21 protein-coding genes are annotated in these 25,039 nt (G+C 48.4%); 10 read left to right on the forward strand and 11 right to left on the reverse strand.

Features of this window, described 5'->3' with window-relative positions; genetic code table 11:
* The first annotated feature begins 18 nt into the window (after positions 1–18).
* The 3 genes from trxA to AC2FNE_RS18290 all read left to right on the forward strand — a co-directional run bounded on the left by trxA (position 19) and on the right by AC2FNE_RS18290 (position 1,152).
* Positions 19–339, forward strand: coding sequence for a thioredoxin (gene trxA, locus AC2FNE_RS18280; RefSeq protein WP_170481095.1), 321 nt, complete (start codon positions 19–21; stop codon positions 337–339).
* A gap of 103 nt (positions 340–442) precedes the next feature.
* Positions 443–793, forward strand: a complete 351-nt coding sequence (locus AC2FNE_RS18285; RefSeq protein ID WP_496805982.1) for a Lin0512 family protein — start codon at positions 443–445, stop codon at positions 791–793.
* Positions 790–1,152 carry a Lin0512 family protein gene (locus tag AC2FNE_RS18290; RefSeq protein WP_496805983.1) on the forward strand — a complete coding sequence of 121 codons (363 nt, stop codon included), beginning with the start codon at positions 790–792 and terminating at the stop codon, positions 1,150–1,152. Before AC2FNE_RS18285 ends, AC2FNE_RS18290 begins: the two co-directional genes overlap by 4 nt.
* 61 nt (positions 1,153–1,213) lie before the next feature.
* On the opposite strand, the gene AC2FNE_RS18295 is transcribed toward AC2FNE_RS18290, so the two are convergent.
* Positions 1,214–1,408, reverse strand: coding sequence for a DUF1127 domain-containing protein (locus AC2FNE_RS18295; RefSeq protein ID WP_496805984.1), 195 nt, complete (start codon positions 1,406–1,408; stop codon positions 1,214–1,216).
* A gap of 197 nt (positions 1,409–1,605) precedes the next feature.
* Here AC2FNE_RS18295 and hslV point away from each other — a divergent pair, with 197 nt between their 5' ends.
* Positions 1,606–2,157 carry an ATP-dependent protease subunit HslV gene (gene hslV, locus AC2FNE_RS18300; protein ID WP_170606537.1) on the forward strand — a complete coding sequence of 184 codons (552 nt, stop codon included), beginning with the start codon at positions 1,606–1,608 and terminating at the stop codon, positions 2,155–2,157.
* Here hslV and AC2FNE_RS18305 read toward each other — a convergent pair.
* Positions 2,154–3,395, reverse strand: a complete 1,242-nt coding sequence (locus tag AC2FNE_RS18305) for an MFS transporter (RefSeq protein ID WP_496805985.1) — start codon at positions 3,393–3,395, stop codon at positions 2,154–2,156. The two genes, hslV and AC2FNE_RS18305, sit on opposite strands and share 4 nt — an antisense overlap.
* Before the next feature lie 191 nt (positions 3,396–3,586).
* On the opposite strand from AC2FNE_RS18305, the gene hslU reads away from it, so the two are divergent.
* Both hslU and AC2FNE_RS18315 read left to right on the forward strand, forming a co-directional pair.
* A complete protein-coding gene (hslU, locus tag AC2FNE_RS18310; RefSeq protein ID WP_496805986.1) occupies positions 3,587–4,894 on the forward strand; it encodes an ATP-dependent protease ATPase subunit HslU in 1,308 nt (435 codons plus the stop codon).
* Between the two features lie 170 nt (positions 4,895–5,064).
* Complete coding sequence (locus AC2FNE_RS18315; RefSeq protein WP_496805987.1) at positions 5,065–5,802, forward strand: alpha/beta hydrolase; 738 nt, start codon at positions 5,065–5,067, stop codon at positions 5,800–5,802.
* 177 nt (positions 5,803–5,979) lie between these two features.
* Here AC2FNE_RS18315 and AC2FNE_RS18320 read toward each other — a convergent pair whose 3' ends face one another.
* Complete coding sequence (locus AC2FNE_RS18320) at positions 5,980–7,416, reverse strand: glycosyltransferase family 2 protein (protein ID WP_496805988.1); 1,437 nt, start codon at positions 7,414–7,416, stop codon at positions 5,980–5,982.
* A 1,346-nt stretch (positions 7,417–8,762) separates the two neighbouring features.
* On the opposite strand from AC2FNE_RS18320, the gene AC2FNE_RS18325 reads away from it, so the two are divergent.
* The 4 genes from AC2FNE_RS18325 (at position 8,763) to AC2FNE_RS18340 (ending at position 13,887) form a co-directional block, all read left to right on the forward strand.
* Entirely contained in the window at positions 8,763–10,631 is a 1,869-nt protein-coding gene (locus AC2FNE_RS18325) for an acyltransferase family protein (protein WP_496805989.1), read from the forward strand.
* 78 nt (positions 10,632–10,709) lie between these two features.
* On the forward strand, positions 10,710–11,723 hold the full coding sequence (locus AC2FNE_RS18330) for an NAD-dependent epimerase/dehydratase family protein (RefSeq protein ID WP_496805990.1): 1,014 nt from the start codon (positions 10,710–10,712) through the stop codon (positions 11,721–11,723).
* An 8-nt stretch (positions 11,724–11,731) separates the two neighbouring features.
* Positions 11,732–12,595 carry a class I SAM-dependent methyltransferase gene (locus AC2FNE_RS18335; RefSeq protein WP_496805991.1) on the forward strand — a complete coding sequence of 288 codons (864 nt, stop codon included), beginning with the start codon at positions 11,732–11,734 and terminating at the stop codon, positions 12,593–12,595.
* On the forward strand, positions 12,595–13,887 hold the full coding sequence (locus AC2FNE_RS18340; protein WP_496805992.1) for an oligosaccharide flippase family protein: 1,293 nt from the start codon (positions 12,595–12,597) through the stop codon (positions 13,885–13,887). Before AC2FNE_RS18335 ends, AC2FNE_RS18340 begins: the two co-directional genes overlap by 1 nt.
* 7 nt (positions 13,888–13,894) lie before the next feature.
* Here AC2FNE_RS18340 and AC2FNE_RS18345 read toward each other — a convergent pair whose 3' ends face one another.
* The 8 genes from AC2FNE_RS18345 to AC2FNE_RS18380 all read right to left on the reverse strand — a co-directional run.
* Positions 13,895–14,752 (reverse strand): class I SAM-dependent methyltransferase, encoded by an 858-nt coding sequence (locus AC2FNE_RS18345; protein ID WP_496805993.1) that lies wholly within the window; start codon positions 14,750–14,752, stop codon positions 13,895–13,897.
* A 151-nt stretch (positions 14,753–14,903) separates the two neighbouring features.
* A complete protein-coding gene (locus tag AC2FNE_RS18350) occupies positions 14,904–16,805 on the reverse strand; it encodes a hypothetical protein (RefSeq protein ID WP_496805994.1) in 1,902 nt (633 codons plus the stop codon).
* Between the two features lie 30 nt (positions 16,806–16,835).
* Positions 16,836–18,749: an asparagine synthase (glutamine-hydrolyzing) gene (gene asnB / locus AC2FNE_RS18355; protein ID WP_496805995.1), complete on the reverse strand. Its 1,914-nt coding sequence runs from the start codon at positions 18,747–18,749 to the stop codon at positions 16,836–16,838.
* A gap of 3 nt (positions 18,750–18,752) precedes the next feature.
* Complete coding sequence (locus AC2FNE_RS18360) at positions 18,753–19,628, reverse strand: class I SAM-dependent methyltransferase (protein WP_496805996.1); 876 nt, start codon at positions 19,626–19,628, stop codon at positions 18,753–18,755.
* The gene (locus AC2FNE_RS18365; RefSeq protein WP_496805997.1) at positions 19,615–20,547 is read right to left on the reverse strand and encodes a glycosyltransferase family 2 protein; all 933 of its coding nucleotides are present in this window, start codon (positions 20,545–20,547) and stop codon (positions 19,615–19,617) included. The genes AC2FNE_RS18360 and AC2FNE_RS18365 overlap by 14 nt, the downstream gene beginning before the upstream one ends.
* 80 nt (positions 20,548–20,627) lie before the next feature.
* Positions 20,628–22,400 (reverse strand): hypothetical protein, encoded by a 1,773-nt coding sequence (locus AC2FNE_RS18370; RefSeq protein ID WP_496805998.1) that lies wholly within the window; start codon positions 22,398–22,400, stop codon positions 20,628–20,630.
* A gap of 213 nt (positions 22,401–22,613) precedes the next feature.
* Positions 22,614–23,945: a nucleotide sugar dehydrogenase gene (locus AC2FNE_RS18375; RefSeq protein WP_496805999.1), complete on the reverse strand. Its 1,332-nt coding sequence runs from the start codon at positions 23,943–23,945 to the stop codon at positions 22,614–22,616.
* Between the two features lie 620 nt (positions 23,946–24,565).
* Positions 24,566–25,039: hypothetical protein (locus tag AC2FNE_RS18380; protein WP_496806000.1), on the reverse strand; the 474-nt coding region annotated here is incomplete at its 5' end.

Genomic DNA, 25,039 nt, shown 5'->3' on the forward strand with positions numbered 1-25,039 from the left:
CCATTCAGGAGACAGAATATGTCGACCGTTGCTGTTACCGATGAGACATTTGACGCTGAAGTCAAAAATTCAGACGTCCCCGTAGTAGTAGATTTTTGGGCCGAATGGTGTGGCCCATGCAAGCAAATCGGTCCCGCTCTTGAAGAATTAGCGACCGAATATGGCGGCAAGGTAAAAATCGCCAAGGTCGACGTGGACAGCAACCCAAATTCTGCCGCGGCCATGGGTGTGCGCGGAATTCCGGCGCTGTTTATTTTTAAAGACGGTCAAGTGGTTTCGAACCGAGCGGGAGCAGCGCCCAAGGCTGCGTTGCAAAGCTGGATTGAAGAATCCATTTAATTGTCTCTGGTGACTGTTGCATTAGGCGCCCCGATGGGCGCCTTTTTCATTTCGAAATTTCGGAACCAAAAAGTCAGATTCGGACAAAGGACAATGAAATCAAATGGCCAAGACGCGAGTATTAGTGGAGTTCGGTATGGGAACTTCTCTGCGGCGTGAAGATTATACCGAAGCCGCGAAACGCGCGCTAAAAGATGCGCTGTGGCGTAATTCAGTGGACCTAGCCGATCTATTTGGCTTTCCCAAAGACGCAATGATTATCGACGCCGAAATTGGCGTGCAAAAGCCCGAATTGGTGGATCCGGGCATTTTGGAATCGATTTTTCCTTACGGTCAGCCGAACATCAAGGTTGTCCATGGCGGACTGGACATCGCAAAGCCGCATAATGATGGCCAAACGGTTATTGCGAACGCCGCGGTCATTGTTTCTTTTGATATGGAGCCTGCCAATTGACCCCCAAACGCATCATTCTGGAAACGGGTACCGGCAACGACTTGTATGGCCAGGATTACACAAAAGCTGCCCGCCGGGCATTGCAAGACGCGCTGCATCACTCATCTATCACGCTTTTTTCAAGTTTGGGCATCGACCACAATGAGATGCTCGTTAAGGTCACGGTCGGAGTGCAGCAACCTGAACAGGTTGACTGCGATCTAATAGCCCAAGATTTACCACGTGGTCGCGCAGAAGTGCGGGCCGTAAAGGGTGGGCTGGATGTTGAAGATGAAGCTTCCGGAAACCGCCATGTGATAGCGACCGCCGCTGTGGAAGCGTTTCTGCCCGACCAGTCGGATAAGTTTGTACGAAGCTAAAATAGAATAAGCCGCTCGGACGACCGGGCGGCTGTTCGAATTTCAAAGTCCAAGCGCGGATTTAGATCTTTGCTATTTCTGAGCGCTCCAGCCCGATATCATCCAGCTGTGCATCAGTAAGACCCGACAGAACTTTGCGAGTCTTGCGGTTTTTGTTCCATTCGAAAGCATCATCGAAGGCGGTGGTGAACGCGTTTACTAAGTGCAGGATGGTAGCTGCTCCGAGTGGTGCGTGTTTTGTTGCAGTTTGTGCCATTTGCGCATTCCCTCAATCTGAAACAGCCGACCCGTTGTCGGTTGTAATTGTCATGTAGTGCCGCGCCTGCGGACTCACAAATGCTAGTCCAACAACCCCGAATTGCATTTTTTGCATATCTTTTGAGCAGTTTTAGAACGGGTTGCGCCAACACCGTGACCGGCCCATATATAGCGACTGTAGTAACGGAGGCTTTGATGGCAGACAGCGATTTTCCCGGTTGGCATGGCACGACGATAATTGGTGTCAAAAAAGGCGATCAAGTCGTCATCGCCGGTGACGGTCAGGTGAGCCTTGGCCAGACCGTTATTAAGGGCACTGCGCGAAAGGTACGTCGCCTGTCACCGGGCGGGTTTGAAATCGTCGCAGGATTTGCCGGTTCTACGGCGGATGCGTTTACCCTTCTTGAAAGACTAGAGGCAAAGTTGGAGGCCACGCCCGGGCAGCTGGCCCGTGCTTCGGTCGAACTGGCCAAAGACTGGCGTACTGATAAATACCTGCAAAAACTTGAGGCTATGCTTATCGTTACGGACGGTAAGGATCTTTTTGTGATAACCGGGGCAGGGGATGTGCTGGAACCAGAGCACAACGTTGCTGCCATCGGTTCAGGTGGAAACTTTGCCTTGGCGGCAGCGCGCGCAATGATGGAAAGCGACAAGTCCGCCGAACAGGTGGCCCGTAGTGCTATGGCGATAGCCGCTGATATATGCGTCTATACAAACGGGAACCTGACGGTAGAAACGATCTAGGCCAGCAGGGTCGAAATTTCTTTACCTTTCCATCGCCTGTGCATTCCAATCAAACCCAGGATGGCAGCAGCGATCACAATGTAGTAAGGCAGGCGGATATCGATACTCATCAATCCGCCGCCGATCAAGGACATGACCCCGCCTGCCAAACAGAAAACTGCAGTAGTAACGCCCATTACCCATCCTTGATCTGTCTCGCTGACAGCAGATGAAAACAGGCCCAGCAAAGTCGGGTACGACACGCCAAAGAAGAAATAGAAGAAAAAGACGGGGGCATAGCTCAGAACGCCGCTGGGGCTGAATGCAAAGCCAAAGCCGCAGATCACCATAACAACCAACGAAGTATAGATGATTAGGTGTTTGCTGAAACGCTCTTGCGCAGGCTTCACAAGAAACGTGCTGGAAAAAGCCAGCGCAATCCCGATGACCACCATTGCCACACTGCCGCCAATTACACCGTATCCCCAAGCGCTAGTCAGGAAGTTGTCGACAAAGACATAAAACGTAACGTTTGAAATCATGAACAGCGCATAAACAGGCAAGATTTTCAGAACCATAGGGTGTTCGCGAACTGCGATTAGGCTGTCAGTGACATCGCGCGGTCGAAAAACAAAAGCTGTTCGTTCAGTGCGCATATCTTTGAAAAAGAAAAGCACGAGGAAAATTGCGATCAAGACCAGAACAAAAGCGCCATAAAAGGGCGTCTTTAAGGTTGCAAAACTCCCCAGCAAGGCCGCGTCGGACAGCACTGCTCCTATAATCGGCCCTCCGACCAATCCAAAGCTTACGCCCGTTATAATATACCCCATATTCCGATCCCGGTCGGCGGCATCAATACTGCCATCTATCATTGCCGCCTGCGCAATCGGTTGGTTTCCGGCTGTGAAGCCCGTTATTGACCGGCCTATGATCAACATTAGTAGGCTATTGAGATACAGTGCTGCTATTGTCAGTGCATACCCTGCCAGTGCACCACCCAAACAGACCAGCAGCGCATTTTTTCGTCCGATCGAATCTGACACCTTAGAGACGTAAACGACGCCAAGGAACCAGGACAGGAAGAAACACCCAATAACCAGCCCGTAATATAGATGGCGGGTTCCGACAGGAGTGCTTTCCGGCAAAAACCCGGACTTCGTTTCCATAATCAAAGAGTTGATTATCGGAAAGACCAGCCCTTGCCCAATCAGGTCCACGAACACAACAAACAGCAGGGTGATCTTCGCAATTTTTGTCATTTCCGCGCTCCTGACCCTCAACACCTTGAAATCACTGTAACAGAGCGTGCGTAATTCGCCTAAGGAAAGGGTTTGCAAACCTGATGAGGCATTGCTAACCAACGCTGCCAAGAAAATTGATTTGGTTGTTTTCGCCTGCACCGTGATTACCTAGGCCGCAACCGACTCATGACGACTGAAAGGACCACCCTTTGACCGACTTAACCCCGCGCGAAATAGTCTCGGAACTTGACCGATTTATCATTGGTCAGAAGGATGCGAAGCGCGCGGTTGCCGTTGCACTGCGCAACCGCTGGCGGCGCAAGCAACTTCCAGACGATATCCGTGACGAGGTTTACCCAAAAAATATTCTGATGATCGGCCCTACGGGCGTCGGCAAGACCGAGATCAGCCGCCGACTTGCCCGGTTGGCGCGTGCCCCGTTCATCAAGGTCGAGGCCACCAAGTTCACCGAGGTAGGGTATGTGGGGCGCGACGTTGAACAGATTGTTCGCGATCTCGCCGATGCCGCCATAATCCAAACCCGAGAATACATGCGTGAGGACGTTAAAGCCCGCGCCCATCAGGCGGCCGAAGACAGGGTTATTGCCGCAATTGCTGGAGAAGATGCCCGCGAGTCTACGCGCGAAATGTTCCGCAAGAAACTCAAGGCAGGTGAGTTAGACGAGACTGAGATCGAACTGGAGCTAGCGGATACTTCAAACCCGATGCCGATGTTCGACATTCCGGGTCAACCCGGCAGCCAAATGGGAATGATGAACCTTGGCGATATTTTCGGCAAAGCCTTTGGCGGACGGACGGTGAAACGTCGCATGACCGTTGCCGATAGTTACGACGCATTGATTGGTGAAGAGGCCGACAAGCTGTTGGATGATGAGATCGTAACACGCACGGCCCTTGAATCCGTCGAGCAGAACGGAATTGTGTTTCTGGATGAGATCGACAAGGTGTGCGCACGCTCCGACGCCCGCGGCGGTGACGTCAGTCGTGAGGGTGTTCAACGCGATTTACTGCCACTTATCGAGGGCACGACTGTTTCCACAAAGCATGGACCAGTCAAAACCGACCATATCTTGTTCATCGCTAGTGGCGCGTTTCACATAGCCAAACCTTCAGATTTACTTCCTGAACTTCAAGGCCGTCTACCGATCCGTGTCGAGCTTCGGGCACTGACCGAAGAAGATTTTGTGCGCATCCTGACCGAAACCGATAATGCCCTTACCCTTCAATACACGGCGTTGATGGGCACAGAAGATGTCACCGTCAGCTTTAGCGAAGACGGCATCGCCGCGCTGGCCCGTATTGCGGCAGACGTAAACCAAAGTATTGAGAACATCGGTGCACGACGGCTTTATACTGTGATGGAACGGGTCTTCGAAGAACTCTCGTTTGTCGCCCCTGACAAAGCGGGATCCGAAATTTTGGTCGACGCGCAATTTGTCAGTGATAATTTGGGTGAGTTGACTAAGTCAACTGATCTCAGCCGTTACGTTCTGTAACCCTAAACAGGCAGATTCCGCCAATGCCGCTCCTGCTATGGCTTTGGCTCTTTGGGCAAGATATCAGATTTCGCTAGCACGTCTTTGATTCAATCCGAGGTCTGATTGTGCTGCGCTGCCAGATCCTGATTACGACCGCTGCATCTTTATTCGCTATTGTGGATCGGTCAGTGTCCGAAACAGTATCTGAAGCGTTAATGATCGAAATACCGGAAGCCGTGTTCGCGGAGACCGCTCGCGCACGAGAAGCAGACAGAACTTATGGGTTTTGCCGTAGTAAGGGTTTGCGATTTCTGGAAATAACTGTCTCGATAACCCCGGACCGTACACCAGGTACCTTGAACTACTCTTGTGTCAACACAAACCCTAACAGGGAATTTGTTTTGGCGGACGTCGTCGAGTTTTCAGGACCTGAGGAATTTAGACATCGATTACGAGGGGTCGATGAGGTTACTATATTTGTTCACGGTTACAAAGCGACGCAGGCCCAGACCGCTTTTCGCGCAGCGCAATTGACCCATGATGTCTGGATACCGGGATCAACCTTGATCTATTCATGGCCCAGTCACGCCAAAGGTGCCGGGTACGCTTACGATCTGGGCAGCATGTTGTTCGCTTGTGATGGGTTAGAGTCGACAATCAGTGCCCTAAAATCCATGGGTGTTAATCGCGTCATTTTGATCGCACCTTCAATGGGAAGCGCCTTGGTAATGGAGATGGTTAGGCAGGCCGAGTTGCTGAAGCCTGGCTGGTCAAGAAAGAACCTCTACGCCGTGATCGACACGAATACTTTTAATGGTGACGCTGGATCGTCTCATCTCGTGGCGGCCGTGTCCCGGCATTTATCGCTATTCTCAGCTCGGCCCGCAGCGGCAGCGGCACCTTTGGGTAGAATAGGCCGGGCATAGACGTTTTGGTTCCTTCTACCAATTACATTCCCGAGGCAGCGACCGAAATAGTTCTATCTGAAACATGGCAAGTGCAGGTTGGCTCTCTATGATAGAGTTTTGTACAATGAAATCTGTTGCGCCACTGCCTATCAAGATTTGATTAGTCAGGCTCATCCAAATCACATTTGTCAATTGCTAGCCTTTGAGAATCTCTGCAGCATCTGTAACTAAATGAAGCTTTTTCTCTAGCGAGGTAACTGCGTCGTCCGAAACGCTCATCTCAGGTGGTACTTCAAAAAGCCGTTTCGCTCCATGATGGGGAAAAGGTAGATATAGGTTCTCAGGTTTAGCGTTCTTGTGCCACTCCATCCAAGCATCGCGATATTTTAATCGCGTCGGTGAAAGACCGGCTTCCAAACTGATTCCGTTTTGTGTGTTTCCGGTCAAACCGGACCCATCATCTAGGCAAAGCATTGTAAGCGTCTCAAGTTTAGCGATCCGATTTCCTAATAAACAACTAGCGCGATGAATTAACTCGCTGTCCGCTCCAAAGCGCACAGTATCCCAAAAACCAAGTTCAAACTCCAATACTTCTTTTCGGATCAATAGTGAGATTGGAGCTAGTCGGCAGATACCGTTGTAACTGTAATTCCCAACTTTGGTTGGCCATGAAAAGCGCGCCTCTGAATCAAGCCGCACCATGTAACCGATACTCGCCAAGCAATACGCGTCTTCTAAGATTGGTCTCAGTTGTACAGCAATTCTGTCAGGTAACGCTATATCGTCCGCATCGTGCCCGGTGATATATTTGCCGCTTGCAACCGATAGGGCTCTGTTTTTAGCAACGTAAGGACCTGCGTTGACACTTTGGCGCAGAACAATCAACCGCCCATCTTTTTTCGCAATTTCACGCAATATTTCGTATGTGGAATCTTGGCTGCAGTCGTCGACGCAAATTAATTCTAGATTTTCCCAACTTTGCTTCAGTATCGAATCTACCGCGTACTGAATTGTACTTTCACTGTTGAACGTCGGCATAATTACCGACACCTTTGGTCCTTCAGCCACCGGCTGAAGTCGCTCAAACTCGATCCTGGCGAACCTGTTTTGATATGAACTTTTGAGCGAGGCTGCCGGTTTTTCGAGGTTCGACAAAAAGGAGTTAAAACTCTCAATCCATGCATTATCATTAGGAGCTGTCATGCTACGGAACAGGGGGATAACTTCACCGCCTATTGCGGATTTCCGAGACTCAAGCAGGGCGAAAGCTTCTTTCTCACCACATTTGTTTAGCTTCGAAAACGCTTTCAAGACTGTAGTGTCTATCTTTCTGAGTCTTCGGTTCTTTAAGTACCTGATAACGGTAAGTGGCACAGTGATCGGAAAGAGCAAAATTAGCAGCAGTGACCAAGTGACTTTCGCAAGCCGTTTTCTCTTTAAAAACCCCTTTACCAGCTTATTCTTGGACGCGTTCAACTGCTCCTGTGTAAATTGTACAATACCTGTTGTTTGCTTTAGCTTCCTCTGAATGTGAGATATTTCACTAGTCAGCTTCTCGTTTTGAAACTTCAAGTGCCTCAATTCTTTCTGCGCATCAATGTTTTCATCAACTGGCAATTTTGGCTCTGTCATTTCGCGAATCTAATCTATTCCGGTCTACGAGCATTGGCGGCCAATTTTTATTGCTGCCATATCATACGGTTCAGTCTGCTGACCACCTCGAAGCGAACATAAACAAATATTAGGCAAGCCTGATAGTGTATTGAGTGTGACACCCGATTTTTCTTTTCTCAACACAATTGGCTGAAGATAAATCTATGAGCACTGTAATGCTTTTTGCGCGGTCAACTTGATCCAAAGCTCTTCGTTTAAATTTGCTTTGGCAGACTGTGTTTTTCATCAAAGATAGGCAATAATTGTCGTAAGCACCTGAAATAATTTGGTAAATAATAATTGAGCCAAACTTCTATCATCAATAAGTCCAGCTACAGGCTTTGGCTATCGGCTAAATTTCCTCGTCTACGCCACAATGATCGATTCAATGATCTATGAAAATTTTTCTGAAGTTCCCGGTGGAAAAGTAAGATTTACTGGATTCGGATAGCGAAAAAAATTTCTTGAGCCCCTTCGCAATGAAGATTGCGCCAAAGCGACACACCCCAGCTTAACTGCGGCTCACTTCTGGTTCTAAAGAGCAATATCGATGGCGTTAAACGAGTCCAACAAAGTAAGTGTGTCGTGACAGTTACGCTCTTGGCGAAACCGATTGAAAGCCGGCTACAATTCTGGAAGCCCCGGATAGGATACCGTTTGAAAATGACTGTAAAGCAAGAGGTGTGCCCTGCCTAAAACCGAAAATATTATTTGTTCAGGCGTCAATGCTAGAGTTCCTTGAATTTCGGACCAACAAACAATTGCTAGAATTAACTTTAAGAAACATCGAGGCGGCCTTTAAGAAGCAACAATCCTATCTTATACAAAGCACGCGATACTCTTTCTTCGATAAGATCGCAGCCATACTGCAACATCCTGAAGCTGTTTCGCAAAAATTGCGGCTAAATCAAAAAGAGTTAAAGAATAAGTTCGAAAAGGATAAAGAGACATTGCGTCAGTTCGAATAGCCAACAATTCAACTATCCGGCCTAGTTTCAGAAACCGTGTTCGGTTATCTGCAGCAACCGGACATGTCCTCAATGACAAAACGAGCAAAGGACCTACCCAACCCGGAAGTAACAGTAAATTGGTCGGGTCGCATGTAGTTGCACTTGATGCATGGGGCAACATTTTAGCAATTTCGGATCGACAAACTTCCAAGGGATAAAATGAAAGCAGTTGAATCGGAAAAGGCAGTGTTAGTTGGGCCAAGTAAAGATAAGTGGCGCGTATCAGTTCAAGATAGCAGCCCAAGTCTGCTTCTTAAAAATTCTCGCACTGCTCGAAGGAATACTGAAGGAAGAACTAATGGACAGAACTGAACGATGAATTACAGGCCCGAAATTGACGGCCTTCGAGCGCTCGCCGTGATGCCTGTCATATTCTTCCACGCCGGAATTCCATATTTTTCAGGCGGATACGTGGGTGTGGATGTGTTTTTCGTAATTTCTGGGTATCTCATTACATCGATATTGACCGGCGATTTAAAAAAAGGGCGCTTTTCGATCGTCAGGTTTTATGAACGCCGCATTAGGCGCATTATTCCAGCTCTCTTTTTTGTCGTCGCGGTGAGCTTTATTGCAGGATGGTTCATATTGCTTCCTGCCGACTTCAAAAGTTTTTCTCTTAGTGTCGTTGCGGTCTCAACATTTTGGTCAAATATTTTCTTCTGGATGGAGAGCGGGTACTTTGACTCGGCAACGGAATTGAAACCGCTTTTACACACTTGGTCATTGGCAGTTGAAGAACAGTTTTATATCGTCTTCCCGTTCCTGCTTGCTTTGCTTTGGCGATTTGGTCAATGGATCGTTTTTTTTGCGCTGTGTTTAGTTCTTGCAGTCAGTTTTTCTTTTGTCCTATGGGATTTCGGCGCATTTAGCGAGCCGGAGGCAGCATTTTACCTGCTTCCAACGCGTGCCTGGGAGTTAATGGCAGGCGCACTCGCGGCGCTGTACTTAAATTCCCCAAAACCAAGATTGCCAGGTGTTCTTTTTTCCGGAATGCTGTCCGTTCTGGGTATCGCGCTGATTGTTTTTTCTATACTTACCTTTGATAAATATACACCGTTTCCGAGCCTGTATGCTCTCGCACCTATTACTGGAACGGTTCTGATTATCTTATTCGAACGCCGAGAAACTTGGTCTTTCCGTATACTGTCCAACCCGCTTTTTGTTGGCGTCGGATTAGTTAGCTATTCCGCGTACCTATGGCATCAACCGGTTCTTGCATACGCGCGCTATCTTAGTTGGCATGAACCGCCAATTTGGATGATGACGGCACTGTGTGTATTCACTATGCTACTCGCGTTTTTGAGTCATAGGTTTATTGAAACGCCTTTTAGAAAAAGCCCGGTATTTCCCGGTTCTACGATCATTCTCCCGGCAGGAGCGGCCGGATCACTGCTTGTCTTAGCGGGTCTATCAATTTCTTGGTTGCAAGGCGTACCAGGACGATTCCCTCCAACTCACCAAGCCGTCTTTGAACAATATGCTGATCCTGCAAACTATGTCCGGGGGCAATTTTCTATCTTCCAAAACTTAGAGTTTGATCAGAATGATCGTCGGGAAAAGTTGCTGATCATTGGAGATAGCTACGCGCAGGATATTCTCAACGCCGTTTTGGAGTCCTCGATGGCGGAGAAATTCCAAATTTCAACTTTTTATATCGGAGCCCGCTGTGGAAACCTGTTCCTAAAACGAGATTTTTCGCATTTACGTGAACCGGGAGATCAAGATGTGTGTTCAAAAAGGCCTGGTTACGAGGATAAGTCGCTACAAGCGCGGATAAAAAAGGCGGACGAAATCTGGCTAGCATCCAGTTGGAAAGATTGGCATGCGAAGAACCTGCGTGAGAGTCTAAAGAATTTAAACGACACTACCGAAGCCCGGGTTCGGGTAATGGGGCGAAAAAACTTTGGTTCCCAGATGCCACTCAAGCGGTATATGAAAGAATATAAGGCAGGCAATGAGGAGATTATTGTGAAAATCGCATCATCCCACCTGGCTGTAAATCAGTTGATGCGCGAAACGTTGCCCCGGCATCAATTCGTGGACATCTCGATGTTAATGTGCAGCGGTGATGAATCTTGCCGGAACACAACCGAGGACGGATTGTTGATATCTTACGACGGAGGCCATTTGACCCGTGCCGGAGCAATTTTAATGGGGAAAAGGTTGAGTCAACTTCTTCAATAAAGGTTTAGGCAACCTTACAACCGGAATAATAACCGCAGAGATGCTCTGATAAGAACAATAGATCAAAGGAACTGACGGGTGCAAAAAGTTCTAATTACCGGAACGGCAGGGTTTATCGGGTTTCATCTCGCCAAACTTCTGCTCGCTAATGGTGACAGAGTACATGGCTTTGACGGGATGACGGACTACTACGACGTTCGCCTGAAACAACGACGTCATTCGGCTTTGCTACAGAACCCAAACTTTTCATGCGACGAAGGCATGTTAGAGGAAACATCAAAATTTGATACGGTTACAGACAGTTTTGAACCGAATGTTATTGTTCACCTTGCGGCGCAAGCCGGCGTTCGCTATAGCCTCGAAAACCCGCGCGCCTATTTAGACAGCAATGTCATCGGTACGTTCAATGTTATGGAAGCCGCGCGTCGCCACAAAGTTCAGCATTTGCTAATGGCGTCAACCTCTTCTGTGTATGGCGCCAATTCCGACATGCCGTTTGATGAGTGCGAAAAGGCAGACACACAGTTGACTATTTATGCTGCGACAAAAAAAGCAAACGAAAGTATGGGGCACGCCTATGCTCACCTTTGGGATTTGCCTACAACAATGTTCCGGTTCTTCACGGTGTACGGGACATGGGGTCGGCCCGACCTTGCGCTTTATAAGTTTGTTGATGCGATACTAGATGACCGACCAATCGACATCTACAACCATGGAAACATGTATCGTGATTTTACATATGTTGATGATCTTGTGCGTGCAATTTCACTTCTTATTGAAGCAGTACCAATACGTCCTGAGTTGCCCGAGGATATTGAAGAAGGTGATAGCCTGAGTCCGGTTGCACCCTACCGTGTAGTTAACATCGGCAATTCGGAAAAAGTTAAGCTTTTGGACTTTATTGATTCAATTGAAGAATCTCTGGGCAAGAAAGCCATTCGAAATTATATGGACATGCAAATGGGTGACGTCCCCGCAACTTGGGCGAATGCAGACTTGCTTCAACGCTTGACCGGATACCAGCCTCAGACCAACTTCAGAGACGGAATTCAAAAATTTGTCGACTGGTTCCGGGAATACTATGACAAATAGGTTTTGGTATGTCCAAAGTTGAAACTGAAAACGCGGAAAGTTTTGAGGGAGCCATTGAGGGTGATGCTGAAAAACTGAGCGCGCAAACCGTCACGGACTTTGGTCAGCAATGGACGTATTTTACGCAAAATGAAGGCTATTACGCCAGTGATGAGTTCTTTTTGGATTTGGTCGAGCCGCTTTTATCAATAACCGATTTCCAAGGTGCAACTTGCGCGGAGATCGGGGCTGGAACTGGAAACATCTCCGCTATGGCACTGCGTGCTGGTGCTTCTGAATTAACGGCTGTTGAACCAAGCGATGCAGTAATTGCCTTGCGGGCAAATTTGTCATCTTTCGGTGACAGAGTAAAAATTGTGCACGGCCTTGGCGAGCAAATTCCTGAAAACAATTTTGATATCGTTATTTCTATTGGTGTTTTACATCATATTCCAAATCCAGATCCTGTCATGTCGGCTGTATTCGATGCGCTCAGACCAGGAGGATGCATGTTTGTTTGGTTGTACGGCAGAGAGGGAAATACCGCTTATCTTTCCTTTGTGATACCTTTGCGTGCGATTACGCGCAAGCTACCCATACCTGTCCTCAATGGACTTTCCTATTTGATGGACGCAATTTTGACCCCTCTTGTTTGGCTGGCCAAGCGTGATTTTAGGGTGCCAATGTCTGATTATTTGAGAGACGTTTACGGTAAATTGTCTGCTGCCGATCGGCGGCTCGTTATAGTGGATCAACTGAAGCCCGCTTGGGCATTGTACTACACTGAAAGCCAGGCTCGTGATTTACTGGCTCGCGCTGGCTTCACTGAGATCAAGTTGTATCATCGGCATGGTTACAGCTGGTCAGTTTTGGGGCGCAAGCCAGAAAACTAGTGATCTATCAAGCGACAAAAACCATTCGACGGGCACTGGAGCACATTAGCGACCCAGGCACGTTGATTGCAAATATTACCTCCGTGGCAGCACTGGCGGCTTCTGGAGTGGCACTAAACCTTCTAATTGGCAGATTTTATGGCTTCGAGGGTCTTGGTGTTTTTAGTCAGGCGTTGCTATTTTTTCTTATCTTGGGTCAGGTTGCGGCAGGCGGCTTCGCTTTTTCCGCGCTATACTATTTTTCTCATAACGGATCTTCAGATCGGGTTGCTCGAACATATCTAGTCGCTGCGTTTTTGCCGGTACTAGTTATCGGCACACTGATAGCACTAACGCTATGGTTCGGCGCCCCTTTAGTAGGATTCTTACTTGATAGCCCTGAATTAGCCAAGACGATGCCAGCGGTCGGATTGGGTGTTATGTTATTTGGAGTTAATAAGGTCGGCGTCCATTCACTCAATGGTATGGGACATCTAAAAACTTACGCGGTTCTTCAGGGAATTCGTATGCCGATCATGTTGTTAGCGTTTCTCGTTATTCTACGCATGCAAGTTTCGGCAGGTGGATTCGGTTGGATATTCGTTGCATCCGAGGCAGCGTTTTTTACCGTTATGTTGCTTGCGTTATGGCTATACACCCGGGGAACTCAATTGGAACTTGGCTTGGTGCGTACAGTCATGATCCAAGAAAGCGGGCGAGGTTGGCGCGGCGCGCTGATTGGGCTGCTGGCTGACGTCAACAGCAAAGTCGACGTCTTAATGCTCGGTCTTTTGGCGTCTGACAGAATGGTGGGAATTTACGCTCTCGGCGCAATGTTTGCGGACGGCCTGCGCATGCTCCTCGCCGCTATTCAGAGTGTAGTAAACCCAAAAGTCGCTGACTACTTGTCTCGTGGAGACTTAGCTGAATACGAAACTCTCTACACCTCACTTGCATCAATCGGCCGGTTGATCAGTTTGTCGGCATTGATATTAGGTGTTGCGCTATTGATCTTCGCGGCCCCGGCGATTCTGGGAGCCGAGGATATTAGTTCCTCCGTTGTGGTATTCTTGGTTATGGGTGTAGCGACAACACTTGCGGCCCCCGCAATAATCCTCAATCAATCCTTCACCCAAGCAGGCTTTCCGGGTCTGCAAACTGCTTTCCTAGCGGTTCTCGCTGTATTGAACTTCACGCTTAACGCAACGCTGATACCGCTGTTTGGCCCTATTGGAGCAGCTATGGCGACTGGCATGGCAGAGCTTGCTCAGCTCTACCTGCTGGCTATTTGGAAACCCCGGCTTATTTACTAGTTTACTTTTATTTCAACGCTATGCAAATCGTTTCATCATCTGAAAGATCGTGAAACTCAATATGCAAGCTGCCCGAATCGATCAGTATTTCCTGAACTTCGTCTTTGGAGGGGAAGTGCATGTGGAACATATCTTCCGCGCCCAAAGGCACCTTAAGAGAGGCAATCGAGGAGATATATTTTATCGCGTGTACAGCACCATGAAAACTGGCGCTCTTAATAAATTGTCCTAAACCACGAGACACCAGATGCACGACACGCGCCAACGAACTTTGACGTTCTTCCGGCATCAGATCCATCACGATACACAGCCGCCCGCCCCGCCGTAAGACACGCATCCCCTCTTGCAGCGCAGCCGTCGTGTCAAGTACATGGTCAAGGGATCGACAAAACACGACACCGTCAAAGCTCTCATCGGCGAAGGGCAGCGTTTCTGAAATTCCAACAACGAATGGAAACTCTCGATCAGCGGCTCCGGCAAGAGGATCTATCCCTATAACCGGCCCTATGCCATGCCCAGTCAAATACCGCGGAGAATTTGCCTGAGGCCCGCAGCCAATATCAAGAATGCAGCCTTCGATCTTAGCCAATTTTTGGAACTGCTCTGCGAAACTGGCTTCAGTTGAAAGGTTGAGCAGCGGATCCGCATCATAAGAAAACTGTCCGTTTTCTTGCAATCGGTCCCATAAATCTTGGCGCTCTGCAAGCAGCGCGGGTAGCGGATCCGGAGTGAGATCTGGATGTCCGTTGGTTACACGATAAACGTTGGAGCTTGACGACACTTTAATCAACTTGTTTTCAGAGTCCCGCGAGAAACACAAAGGTGATTGATCCAAAGGATCGACCAGAAGTTCCGTGATATCCATTGCAGTGCTCCACCCTTAATTGCTGGTCATTAAAGTCGAACAAGGGACTATGACCCCGATACACCTTCACTCCCATTGGCTCAACCACATCCACTTGGTTTTAACCGTCAAAATCGGCTGATTAGGTATCAAAACGTTAACCCTGGAACTGTTAGTACCGCCGAGGAGCCGACAGAATTCGAGTCATAGCTTTGTCGAAATTCACTCCAACCGTCGCCAAATAGTCGCGAAGCTCGTCCATCCTTGGCACGTTTTCAACGAGAATACGTTCTGCGCCAAAATCCCTAGTGATTTTACCGTCACGGATTTGGTTTGATCGAAATGTATCGAACTCGGTAAACCCAGCAATCGTGAAATAAATGAAGTTGTAGAACGGCGCCGTGCCGTCACCAATTCTCCATGTTGTCGGACATCCTTCTGGCACTTCGAAACTATATTCGTCTTTCAAAACCCGCTCGACGGTCTCTTCCTCCCAAGGTATGTAGTCAAAAAGTTGAATGTAATCGTGTTTTAAGAAGTAGCTTGAGATAAAGGCTTCCAGACTATCCAGAAGCGAACGGTTCAAATAGGCTGGGTTGCGAAGAAATTGACTGGCATAATACCCGATGTAGCGCATCTTCTCAATTAGCGACAGATTCCAAAGTCGCCTGTTGCCCTCATCAATTCCGGCAAATCCAGCTTTGAACCATGTCTTCTCGTAACGCCCATTCTCGCAAAAGATAATCGCAGGCATGTCCAGTTCTTTTTGCAGGCGGTTGGCGTGTTGATAAAACTGTTTGTCGCCGGCTGTGAATATTGGGACCATTCCAAGTTCAGGTTTCTTGAGCCATGCCTCAATATTCTTTCGGATATTTTCCTGTTTTCGGGGAATATCTGCCGAAACAATAATATGCTCGATGCCTAACTTGGCACATACACGCGAGGTATTCCGTCGTGCCAGATCCGTCACCATCCCCCAATCGTAGGTGAAGGCGATTGGGTTCAATCCCAGCTCGGTTTTTGCGATATGCAGCCCGTAACAACTGTCCCTTCCACCGCTGACCGCCATAAGGCAATTGGGACGATCCGTGATGCTGCGCAGCTTTTCAAGTTGCGCGTCCAGCTCGTCGCGCTGTTTAAGCGGAGTCAAAAGATTGTTACGACACCAGTTACATTCACCCGCATCGTCGAACTCAATGAACGGCATGGTGTGCGGTAGCAAACACTTTTTACATCTGCGCAGCTTCGCCTGTTTGGGATCAGAAAGCGCACTCAAGTCTTCAGGTTTAGAAGCCGAAACCAGCTCGGCCGCAAAGCATTCTTCCGTCACGCGCCAACTGTCTACAGTGCCCGGATCATAGCGCCTTATTTCGCTTTGCTGGATACCAACGCCAGCGAGATGCGATTCCATTAACCTCAACATTTCCCGCTCAGACATAAGTAGCCGTCCGAGCGGAGCGCCATCGCGGACCAATCGCGCTTCATAAAGAGACCCATTGTTTGATGCCGCGTGTATTTGTCCAGATGCAGCGTCGACCATCAAGTAAGATACGACGCCCTCAAGATCAGCAAGCGTTACCGAATTGGCATCCATGGCACTGCGTCCCGCATCCAGGTGATGGCGCAACCGGGTTGGGATTGCGAGGCTGTCCAGCTCTGGCACAGGCCGGTCCGGGTCGATTAACTCAGCATGATTAACAATCACTCCGTTGTGTACGCCCACAAAACCTTTGTCATCGAACGGCTGGTTGTTTTCATGAAATGCCCTTAGGCCATTAGTGACTAACCGCGCATGTCCAATTATTACGGCACCGCTATTGCCAATACCTGCAAGAGCCTTTTTGGAGAATTCTGCAAATTCCGAGCCACGGACAATCGCCGAAGCTGATTTTGGGCGTTTTATATAGAAGGTTTGGCCATTTCGATAAGCGCACACGCCCGCTGCCTCCCGACCACGTCTTTCCGCAATCAGAAGCAATTCTCTAGTTAATCGAGTCAGAACTGATGCGTCGATAGAATGATCAGCGTCAAGCGAAAGACAAAATATCCCGCACATCGGCGTACAACCCTTCAATTTAACTACCTAAACTAGGTCGTGACTTGGCTATCCCAAAAAATGCTGGATAGCCATTGCTGTTTGTAGGATACGTTCGTTATTTGCACGACCACTTCGCTGGGCAACCATTGTGCTCTCGATATAGCCAGGATTAAAAAAACCAACACGCTCGACTGCCTCTCTGCTCAGGTAACGATCAAGTACAGGACCGAATTCCGAACCATTTATCCAGGCTGTCGTCGGCACCTCAAATCCCATCTTTTTATAGGGGCCCAGTGCCGCGACGGCTTCGGGCGCATTTTGCTGCAGATATTGGCTTAGAGCCTTTTTCAGGAGTCGTTTGGGATCTGTTGCGTGGAATCGAACCCCCAGTGGAAGGGATCTCACTAACTCTACCATTTCAATATCCAGAAACGGTATTCGCGTTTCAACGCTCTGCGACATATATGCGTTGTCGTTTGGAACCAGGCTGCAAGATGTCAGAAAGCTCTTGATATCAATGTATGAAAGCTGGTCGATCAGTGGCCAGTCTTCAATTCGCTCTCGGTACTGAGTAAAGGCAATCGCGGGATCTATTTCACCGACCATTGCATAAGCGTCTGGGGTCAGCGCTTCTTTCCAATCCTGAAACCGAATTACTTCCTTAAAACCGTAAAAACTGCGCAGCAGATCGTTGGTGACAGACTTTGCAAAGCTTTGCACCATAAAACTTAACGGTAAACGACTTGAACCAGCCGGCAGTGAATCGCTCGCTTTTGCAATCAGATTCCTAACGGATCTGGGAAGACGCCGATAGAAGCGTGCAAAATTAGCGGCGTGAAGTGTCGGATATCCGCAGAATAATTCATCGCCACCTTCTCCTGTCAACACGGCTTTGTAGCCTTGGGAACGGATTTCCCCCGCCAAGACTTGTGAAGCAGTGTTAACCCAGACACCGTAGGGCTGCCCATGTCCGGCGTAGCGCATCGATACGGTGCCCGAAAATTGTGCTTCGCTCAGATGCAGGACGTAATGCTCACGGTCCAGCGCCTTTGTCCAGGCCGCGGCCAGCGGGCTTTCGTCGTATGCTGGCACATCGTATCCAACGGTAAAGGCGCGGCCGGTTCCACCTTGCGCCCAGGCGGCTGCTGATACTGCACGACTATCAAGGCCCCCGGATAACAAGGTTCCTACCGGCCTGTCCGCCATGAGGTGCCTTGCCACCGCACGCGGAAGAACTTCTGCGACTGCGGCTACTGCTTCCGCCTCGCCCTGCCGACTTTTTTCCGGGTTAAAGGACATGTCCCAGTAGCGGTGTTTTTGTTGACCATCTGCTGTACAGATTAGAGCGCACCCAGGTTCCAAAGCCCTTATGTCCGAAAAGGCGGTAAACGGTTCAGAGACGTACATGCTGCCAAGAAAGGTGGCGAGGCCTTCAGGGCTGAGTTTGTTTGAAAAGCCTTCCACCGATTTAAGAGCATTGAGTTCGCTGGCAAAAATCAGGTCTCCGAGAACCGAGGGGCTTTGAAGCAAGTATAGTGGTTTCATGCCAAAGCGATCCCGTGCAATAATTACCTCACGCTTTCGCAAATCATAAATTGCAAAGGCGAACATTCCGTTGAGATGTTCAAGGACCCCTTGCCCGAATTCTTCATACCCGTGAACTAGAACTTCAGTATCTGTATCAGTAGAAAATCGGTGGCCCATTGCGGTCAAGCTGCTCACCAATTCCGGCGCATTATAGATTTCGCCATTCATTACGACGACGACATCGCGGTCTTCGTTCCAAATCGGTTGATGCCCGTTTTCTGCGCCCACCACCGCTAGGCGGGTATTGCCAATCCATACATGGTCGCTGTTAAATTGTCCTCGCTCATCAGGGCCGCGGTGATGAAGGCAATCTAACATTTTTGCGAGGCATGCTTCAGCTTTTGCAGGGTCAATAGTCTGTGTCAAAGCCAAAACGCCCGCGATGCCACACATGCGTCAAACACCCCCCTTTTTTTCAGCAATCACATACATCACATCTCCAGTGGGCACATAAATGGTGATTTTGCCCAAACCTATTTTTTCAGCCAACTTTGCGAAAGACTTAGGCAAAAGCCCAACTCGACCGGCTTTATAGATAATAAAGGCGACGTTGGCGTATTTGCCCATGGACTTAGAGTAGGATGTACGCAATCCTGCGCGCTGCATCGCTTCGTCCATAGCCGAACGCGTAAAATACGACAGGTGCTCGGGTGGCGTCATGAAAGGCCAGCGCCGCCCTGTAATTGCAGCCATATTTGCGCCAATGTCAGGTGTTGTTACGATCATGCGCCCACCTGGTTTGAGCCAACTGGCCGCTCGCTTCAAAACAGGTTGCGGGTCGTAAACATGCTCTATGGTATCAAAAATCAACACGCCGTCAAAACCACTTTCCGGAAGGTCAGGCATAAAGTTTTCAACTTGTCCGGAAATCAATCTTTCCTCAGGTATGGTCGGAAGTCTATTGCGAGCGTCCTCAATCCCAGCCTCAGAAAAATCCACGCCATACCAATTATAAGTGTGCGCAGAGGTCGCAATAAACTGTCCAGCACCGCAGCCAATTTCTAAGAGACTATCACCGGGTTTGAACCCGGCGCGAGCCAACAACCCGTGTCGACGAGCGTATTCCAGTTCTATCGCTCTTGGATCGGTATACTTGGTTTTCTGAAAATATAGGGCCCCATAAAGTTCATCAAGTTCTTCATCAGTCGGCTCAGGTTCTATTTGCTGAAACCCGCATTTATCGCATTTATGAAGATTAAAGCGCCCAAATCTGTAACCCGCGCGAAGCTTAACTGTCTCGCCGCATAGACGGCAATGTTCAAAAGGCCTCATCTTCCCGCCTGCCGTTTGCTTCCAACCTGCTCAAGGCTGCATTGGTCCGGGCTTGCGCAATGCGTATTGCCGAGACCTGATCGCAAACTATCCCCATAAAAAAGAGGATAAGAGAAGTCAAAAGCATCACAGCGCCAAATACAGGCAACCCCAATCCCTGTGCCGCTATAACAATCACCGAGTAGATCACGCCGGATGTAGCCAACGCTAGCGACGGCAACAAAAACAATCGAATTGGGTCATAAAGTGCTACAAGTCGGGTGATCAGAAGGAGAACGTTGAAGCCGTCTTTGACTACGGAAACTGATGACTTGCCAACTCTCTTGCGAGTTTCTATTGACATGAAGCATACATCGAAGTTCTGTTTGAGATATAGAATTAGAGATGTTGCTGAGGCCGAAAAACCATTGGGCAACAACTCTGCGAACGACAATAGCTGCTCCCTCCTATAAATCCGCAAACCGCAGTTTAAGTCAGGAATCCGCTGTCCCACCAGCAATCTTGAAAAACCCGACAACAAAATCTTTCCAGGTTTGCGAACCGGATCTACATGCGACGATCTGCTGCGAGCGCCCGAAATCAACGCGGGTTTCATTTGCTGCCACTTCTTTATCAGCGCATGAGCTTGTTGGGCCGTAAACTGACCGTCTGCGTCATAAAACATAACAAAAGGAGTCGAAGCCTCTTTCAAGCCGGTTTTCCAAGTCCCGCCATATCCGCGGTTCTGAGGATGCGAAATGACTCTTGCTCCCGCGTTACGTGCTCTCTCGGCCGTTTGGTCGGTGCTACCGTCGTCAATCACTAACAGCGTCACTTCTGGCAGCTCAGCTTTAAGCTCGCGAACAACCGCGTCGACCGACAGTTCTTCATTGTAGGCAGGCAATATAACAGTGATTTTTTCTGGCGAGAAGTCTTCCACGGTTCAGTGCTCTCTTTTGCCTCGACGGCACTGCTGTTATCAGGGGATGCAAATTCATACAAGCGCTGTCGTAAAGGCAGTTAAGGCCTTAGGTAGTAGGCAAATTGGCCAAGTTCAAACTGCAGCTCGAACCCGTAGCTGGAAACTAGCCTGAACTCAGCCTCTTCAAGTACGATCCGGCGGTCAATTACTACGTCAGTTGAAGTGAGCGAGTCCACAAACTTAACAATCATTGGGACTTGTTTGCCCGGGTCGCGCCGCGCTTTACGGATTGCGTCGATTTGATCCATAAGTTTTTTGTGTGAACTAGCATCAATGCGACCACTATATGCTATGAAGTTGTTGTCCTTTCGGTTGAAGGTTAGCGAAAGAAACGCGATATATCTCAAAGCGCTGGAAAGGTAGTCATGAAGCAAAACGGGGGTAATTGGTCCGATACCTTCAATATCGGCTAGTTTTTGAGAAAATTGCCCGAACTGCGTCAGACTCGTATCTTCAATGCTCTGACCTTTACTAAAACGATAAAGGCCATGGCTCGTTGATGGGAAGGCGAATAGCCAAACCAGCGCAGCAATTACCATTGTGCAGGCCGCAGCGAAGGACGTTAACTTAGTACCCACCTTCTGCGCCAGAAAAACGATAAGCATAAACATACCGATGTATGCTCCTGGAACTGCAAAACGCGTGGCCCGAATAAAGTCCAGCTGTAAAGGCCCACGCCCTTTCGCTGCCGCAACCGCCTGGTCGGCGGCCGATACAAATAATGCCAGCAGGACAGTGGTGGTGAAAAACCCTGCAACCCAATACCATGGCCTAGGACAATCAAGATTTGCGCGGAGACGCAAAGGCAGAAGACCAGCCGACGCAATAGCGAAAATACTAAGTCCACCAAAAACGAAAAGGGTTCCGAAGAAAGGCGTGACCACGAATTTGGCCCACTCCATACCAGAAACGCGCGAGATCAATGTCGACATGCGCAAAATGCCGCGCAACGAGGTGAGTTGATCGATCGCCATACCAATATTGGCGTACGGAGAACTTGCGAATTGCTTTAGCGCTTCTTTGTCTCCGGCAGCAAATGTCTGCAAAAAAAGAAACGCATAGGGGCTCATTAGAGTGAGATAAAGAATTCCGGCTAGAATATGATGAAGTAAATTGTGACCCCAGCTTTGTACGTCACCTCGGCGAAGACAGCTAACAAACAAAAGAGCCAGGGCGACCGGAGGTCCGGAGGGAAGATGCACGTAACTTGCGGCCCCGGCCGCAGCCATTAGGACGTAGGGCCTGGCGCGCAGATTTGCAATCAATATCAGCAACAGCCAAGGCAAGACCGCTCCGTATGCGCTTCGTGCAAGAGGAGAGTAATACTGACCCCACAAATCGCCGGAAATTGTGAAGACTGTTGGAACACTGATGAGAGCGAGCGCGATCGCAACGGCTTGATTGGTAAAAAGTTTTTTACCGAGAAGATAAAACCCTCCCATCTGTATAAGGGCAATCGGAAAACAGATAATGACGTAAAAAAGACCCAACTGGCCTCCAGCCAAGCCAAGCAGATAGTTCGGCCACATTAAGGCTGCCTGATAAAAGTCAGTTGATCCCTCGACACTCAGCAAAACATCATCAGAAAAGGCGTCAGGTTGAAGCCAGCTGGCAATAATATAAAGAATTGACGCATTGTCGCCATTCTCGATAACGTATGGAGTTCTCGTGTTCAGTGCGAGAAACAATTGGAGAATAGCCGCAACGGCTACAAAGATTGCCCAAGCGAAAAGCTCCGAACGTATTAAAGGAAACTGAAGTTTCTTGGTTCCAACGTGATCGACCGAGTTGCTTTGCTGCGACGGTTCCATTTGGTACTTCCAAGTTTCAGTGCATTGCTCATAAGGACGATACCGACCACTTTTCCAATATTTAATCGCTTGCGGAAGAAATATCTCGATTGGTTGATAAGCCATTTAGACGCAGACACGCGAATTTGTCGCAAGTTGTACTGGCTCTCTTATTAACGGCTTACACCATCAGCAGAATTTAACGCAAAGGCTCTTGCGACATAAACCTTCACGTCAGGCCCTCACAACATTACTCTCATTTGCGTTGTAAACACCACGCGTGTCGACAATCAGCTTGGCATGTTTTTTGATTGTCTCATAGTCGAAGTTGTCATGATTTGTAGCCAAAATAACGGCATCGTGTGCAGTGAGAACCTCGGGCGTTAGCTCCTCAGATACCAGCTGAAAATTGTGATCTCGCATGTCTGGAAACGTAGGCACATGTGGATCGGAATAACTCACCAATCCTCCTTTACCTTGAATCATTTCCATAAGCACCACGGAAGGACTCTCGCGCATGTCGTCCACATTTTTCTTGTAGGCAATACCTAGAACCAAGATTTTGCTTCCTCGTACTGACTTACAGCGGTCGTTCAATGCGGAGGCAAGTTTATTGAATACGTACTGCGGCATGGCTGTATTGACTTCACCTGCCAACTCAATAAATCTGGTATTTACACCGTATTCTCGCGCCTTCCAGGTCAAATAAAATGGGTCAATTGGAATACAATGCCCACCCAGCCCAGGTCCAGGATAATAAGGTGTGAAACCAAAAGGTTTAGTCGACGCAGCCTTAATTACCTCGAAAATGTCAATACCCATCCGGTCAGCTACGATTTTCATTTCGTTGACTAGGCCGATATTCACCGCTCGATGTATGTTCTCCAACAGTTTCGTCATTTCTGCTGTTTCGGTAGAACTAACAGGTACCAGTTCATCGATGGCTTGATCATAAAGTGCAATACCGGCTTTCAGACAACAATCAGTGTGACCGCCTACAACTTTTGGGATAGTATTGGTTGTAAATTCCGCGTTCGCTGGGTCTTCGCGCTCCGGCGAGTAAACGGCAAATATCGTTTCACCCACTTTAAGGCCGCTTTGTTCCAAACGAGGCAAAACCACGTCTCTTGTCGTTCCGGGATAGGTAGTGCTTTCCAGCGCCACTACCTGTCCTTCCCTCAGGAACGGGGCGATCTGATCGCACGTGCTCGTAACAAAACTCATATCCGGTTCGCGATACTTGTTCAGAGGTGTCGGGACACAGAGCATAATCCCGTCAGCATCCGCTATTCGTGAAAAATCTGTTGTTGCCTCAAAACCATTCTTCCGCGCTAAATCGATTCTTGCATCTGATATGTGCTCAATAGAACTATGCCCTTTGTTCAATTGGTTAACTCGTTCTTGGTCCAGATCGAACCCCAAAACCCGATAACCAATTTCCGAATAACGCAACATCAGTGGTTGGCCTACATATCCCAGTCCAACGATTCCGATAACAGCTGTTTTGTCTGATAGTTTGGCGAGCAGTCTATTCAAGCTCACTTGTTCTAAAGACGAATTTTTCATTTGATCAAAACCATAGTTTTACCTGTATTTCATTGGGCCCAGAAATAGCGCTGGTAAGCTCCCGAAGTTCGCTTTTATATCTTTGTTAGAGGATAGCAATCCAAAAAACGCGATTTAGGCACCTTGCTCAAGTGCCGTCCACAAGAATTTGTTTGTCCGAGGATTACTCAAGCTGTCAGGGCTGTCCAATTCGCCATCTACAATACTCTTCGTGGTTTTTCTTAATACGTCAAAATTAGCGTCGTTTGTCTTCAGACTGCGTTTTGAAACAACTCCAATTTGACCTTGAATGCCCACGGGTTTGTTCTTGCAGGTATATCTTCAGTCATTTCTCTATGCCTGAGGTTGCTCACGGCTGACACAGACCGGAGCGTTTTGAAGGCAGTTCTGCAGCATGGTATAGAAACTCACTATCATATTTGTTGTCCTTAACTTCACCCAATGTCCGGGCGGGTTTCAAAGAACTTAGATTGCTACTGGCGGTTCCTAACCTCGTTAGTTCGCCTTTCTCTGAAAGCTGTTGCTAACCTCCAGATTTTAGTTATCCAACCCCCAAAAAATTACGGGCTGACAGTTACCATCGCAACCAAACTTGCTTCTGGCTGAGCAAGTTTTTTCGCTTATCCCGCGGCCCGCGCTGTGAGGGGTTTATCAATCAGGATTGTACCAAACTTTGGCGATGTACCAAACATATTCAATGCACACAAATAACCATCCTTGGATTTAGTTGAGAACAAAATGCTGGCGAACTTCTTTGGTAAATTAGGCAATCGCACATGTGATAGCATCAAGATTGTCCGGTGCATGAGTAGATAAACATTATCCGACTTTAGCTGCATGAGTATCTTGAGGCACTCCGGGTTTGGGTCAGTGATGATTAGCTTCGCGAAACGTTCCCGTTCGCAAGCCACGATAGCTTCTGGAATTTCGCTAATAGATGAAACAATAATGTCTCGTTCAGAGATCGCAAACGGCCGTAACGCATCTGGAAGATCTTTGGCTGATTTAGGTCGCCCCTTTTTATGACAGATATAAATTGCATTGTGTGAAAATACTCTATTCACAGTGCGAGATGTCTTTAAATAGTTTTCGAC

Source organism: Ruegeria sp. YKSD179 (assembly GCF_059612885.1).

Coding starts and splice junctions, on each gene's coding strand:
- AC2FNE_RS18325 (WP_496805989.1), top strand. CDS start 8,763: ATGAATTACAGGCCCGAAATTGACGGCCTTCGAGCGCTCGCCGTGATG.
- AC2FNE_RS18370 (WP_496805998.1), bottom strand. CDS start 22,400: ATGGAACCGTCGCAGCAAAGCAACTCGGTCGATCACGTTGGAACCAAG.
- AC2FNE_RS18305 (WP_496805985.1), bottom strand. CDS start 3,395: ATGACAAAAATTGCGAAGATCACCCTGCTGTTTGTTGTGTTCGTGGAC.
- AC2FNE_RS18345 (WP_496805993.1), bottom strand. CDS start 14,752: ATGGATATCACGGAACTTCTGGTCGATCCTTTGGATCAATCACCTTTG.
- AC2FNE_RS18335 (WP_496805991.1), top strand. CDS start 11,732: ATGTCCAAAGTTGAAACTGAAAACGCGGAAAGTTTTGAGGGAGCCATT.
- asnB (WP_496805995.1), bottom strand. CDS start 18,749: ATGTGTGGCATCGCGGGCGTTTTGGCTTTGACACAGACTATTGACCCT.
- AC2FNE_RS18360 (WP_496805996.1), bottom strand. CDS start 19,628: ATGAGGCCTTTTGAACATTGCCGTCTATGCGGCGAGACAGTTAAGCTT.
- trxA (WP_170481095.1), top strand. CDS start 19: ATGTCGACCGTTGCTGTTACCGATGAGACATTTGACGCTGAAGTCAAA.
- AC2FNE_RS18375 (WP_496805999.1), bottom strand. CDS start 23,945: ATGAAAAATTCGTCTTTAGAACAAGTGAGCTTGAATAGACTGCTCGCC.
- AC2FNE_RS18285 (WP_496805982.1), top strand. CDS start 443: ATGGCCAAGACGCGAGTATTAGTGGAGTTCGGTATGGGAACTTCTCTG.
- AC2FNE_RS18295 (WP_496805984.1), bottom strand. CDS start 1,408: ATGGCACAAACTGCAACAAAACACGCACCACTCGGAGCAGCTACCATC.
- hslV (WP_170606537.1), top strand. CDS start 1,606: ATGGCAGACAGCGATTTTCCCGGTTGGCATGGCACGACGATAATTGGT.
- AC2FNE_RS18320 (WP_496805988.1), bottom strand. CDS start 7,416: ATGACAGAGCCAAAATTGCCAGTTGATGAAAACATTGATGCGCAGAAA.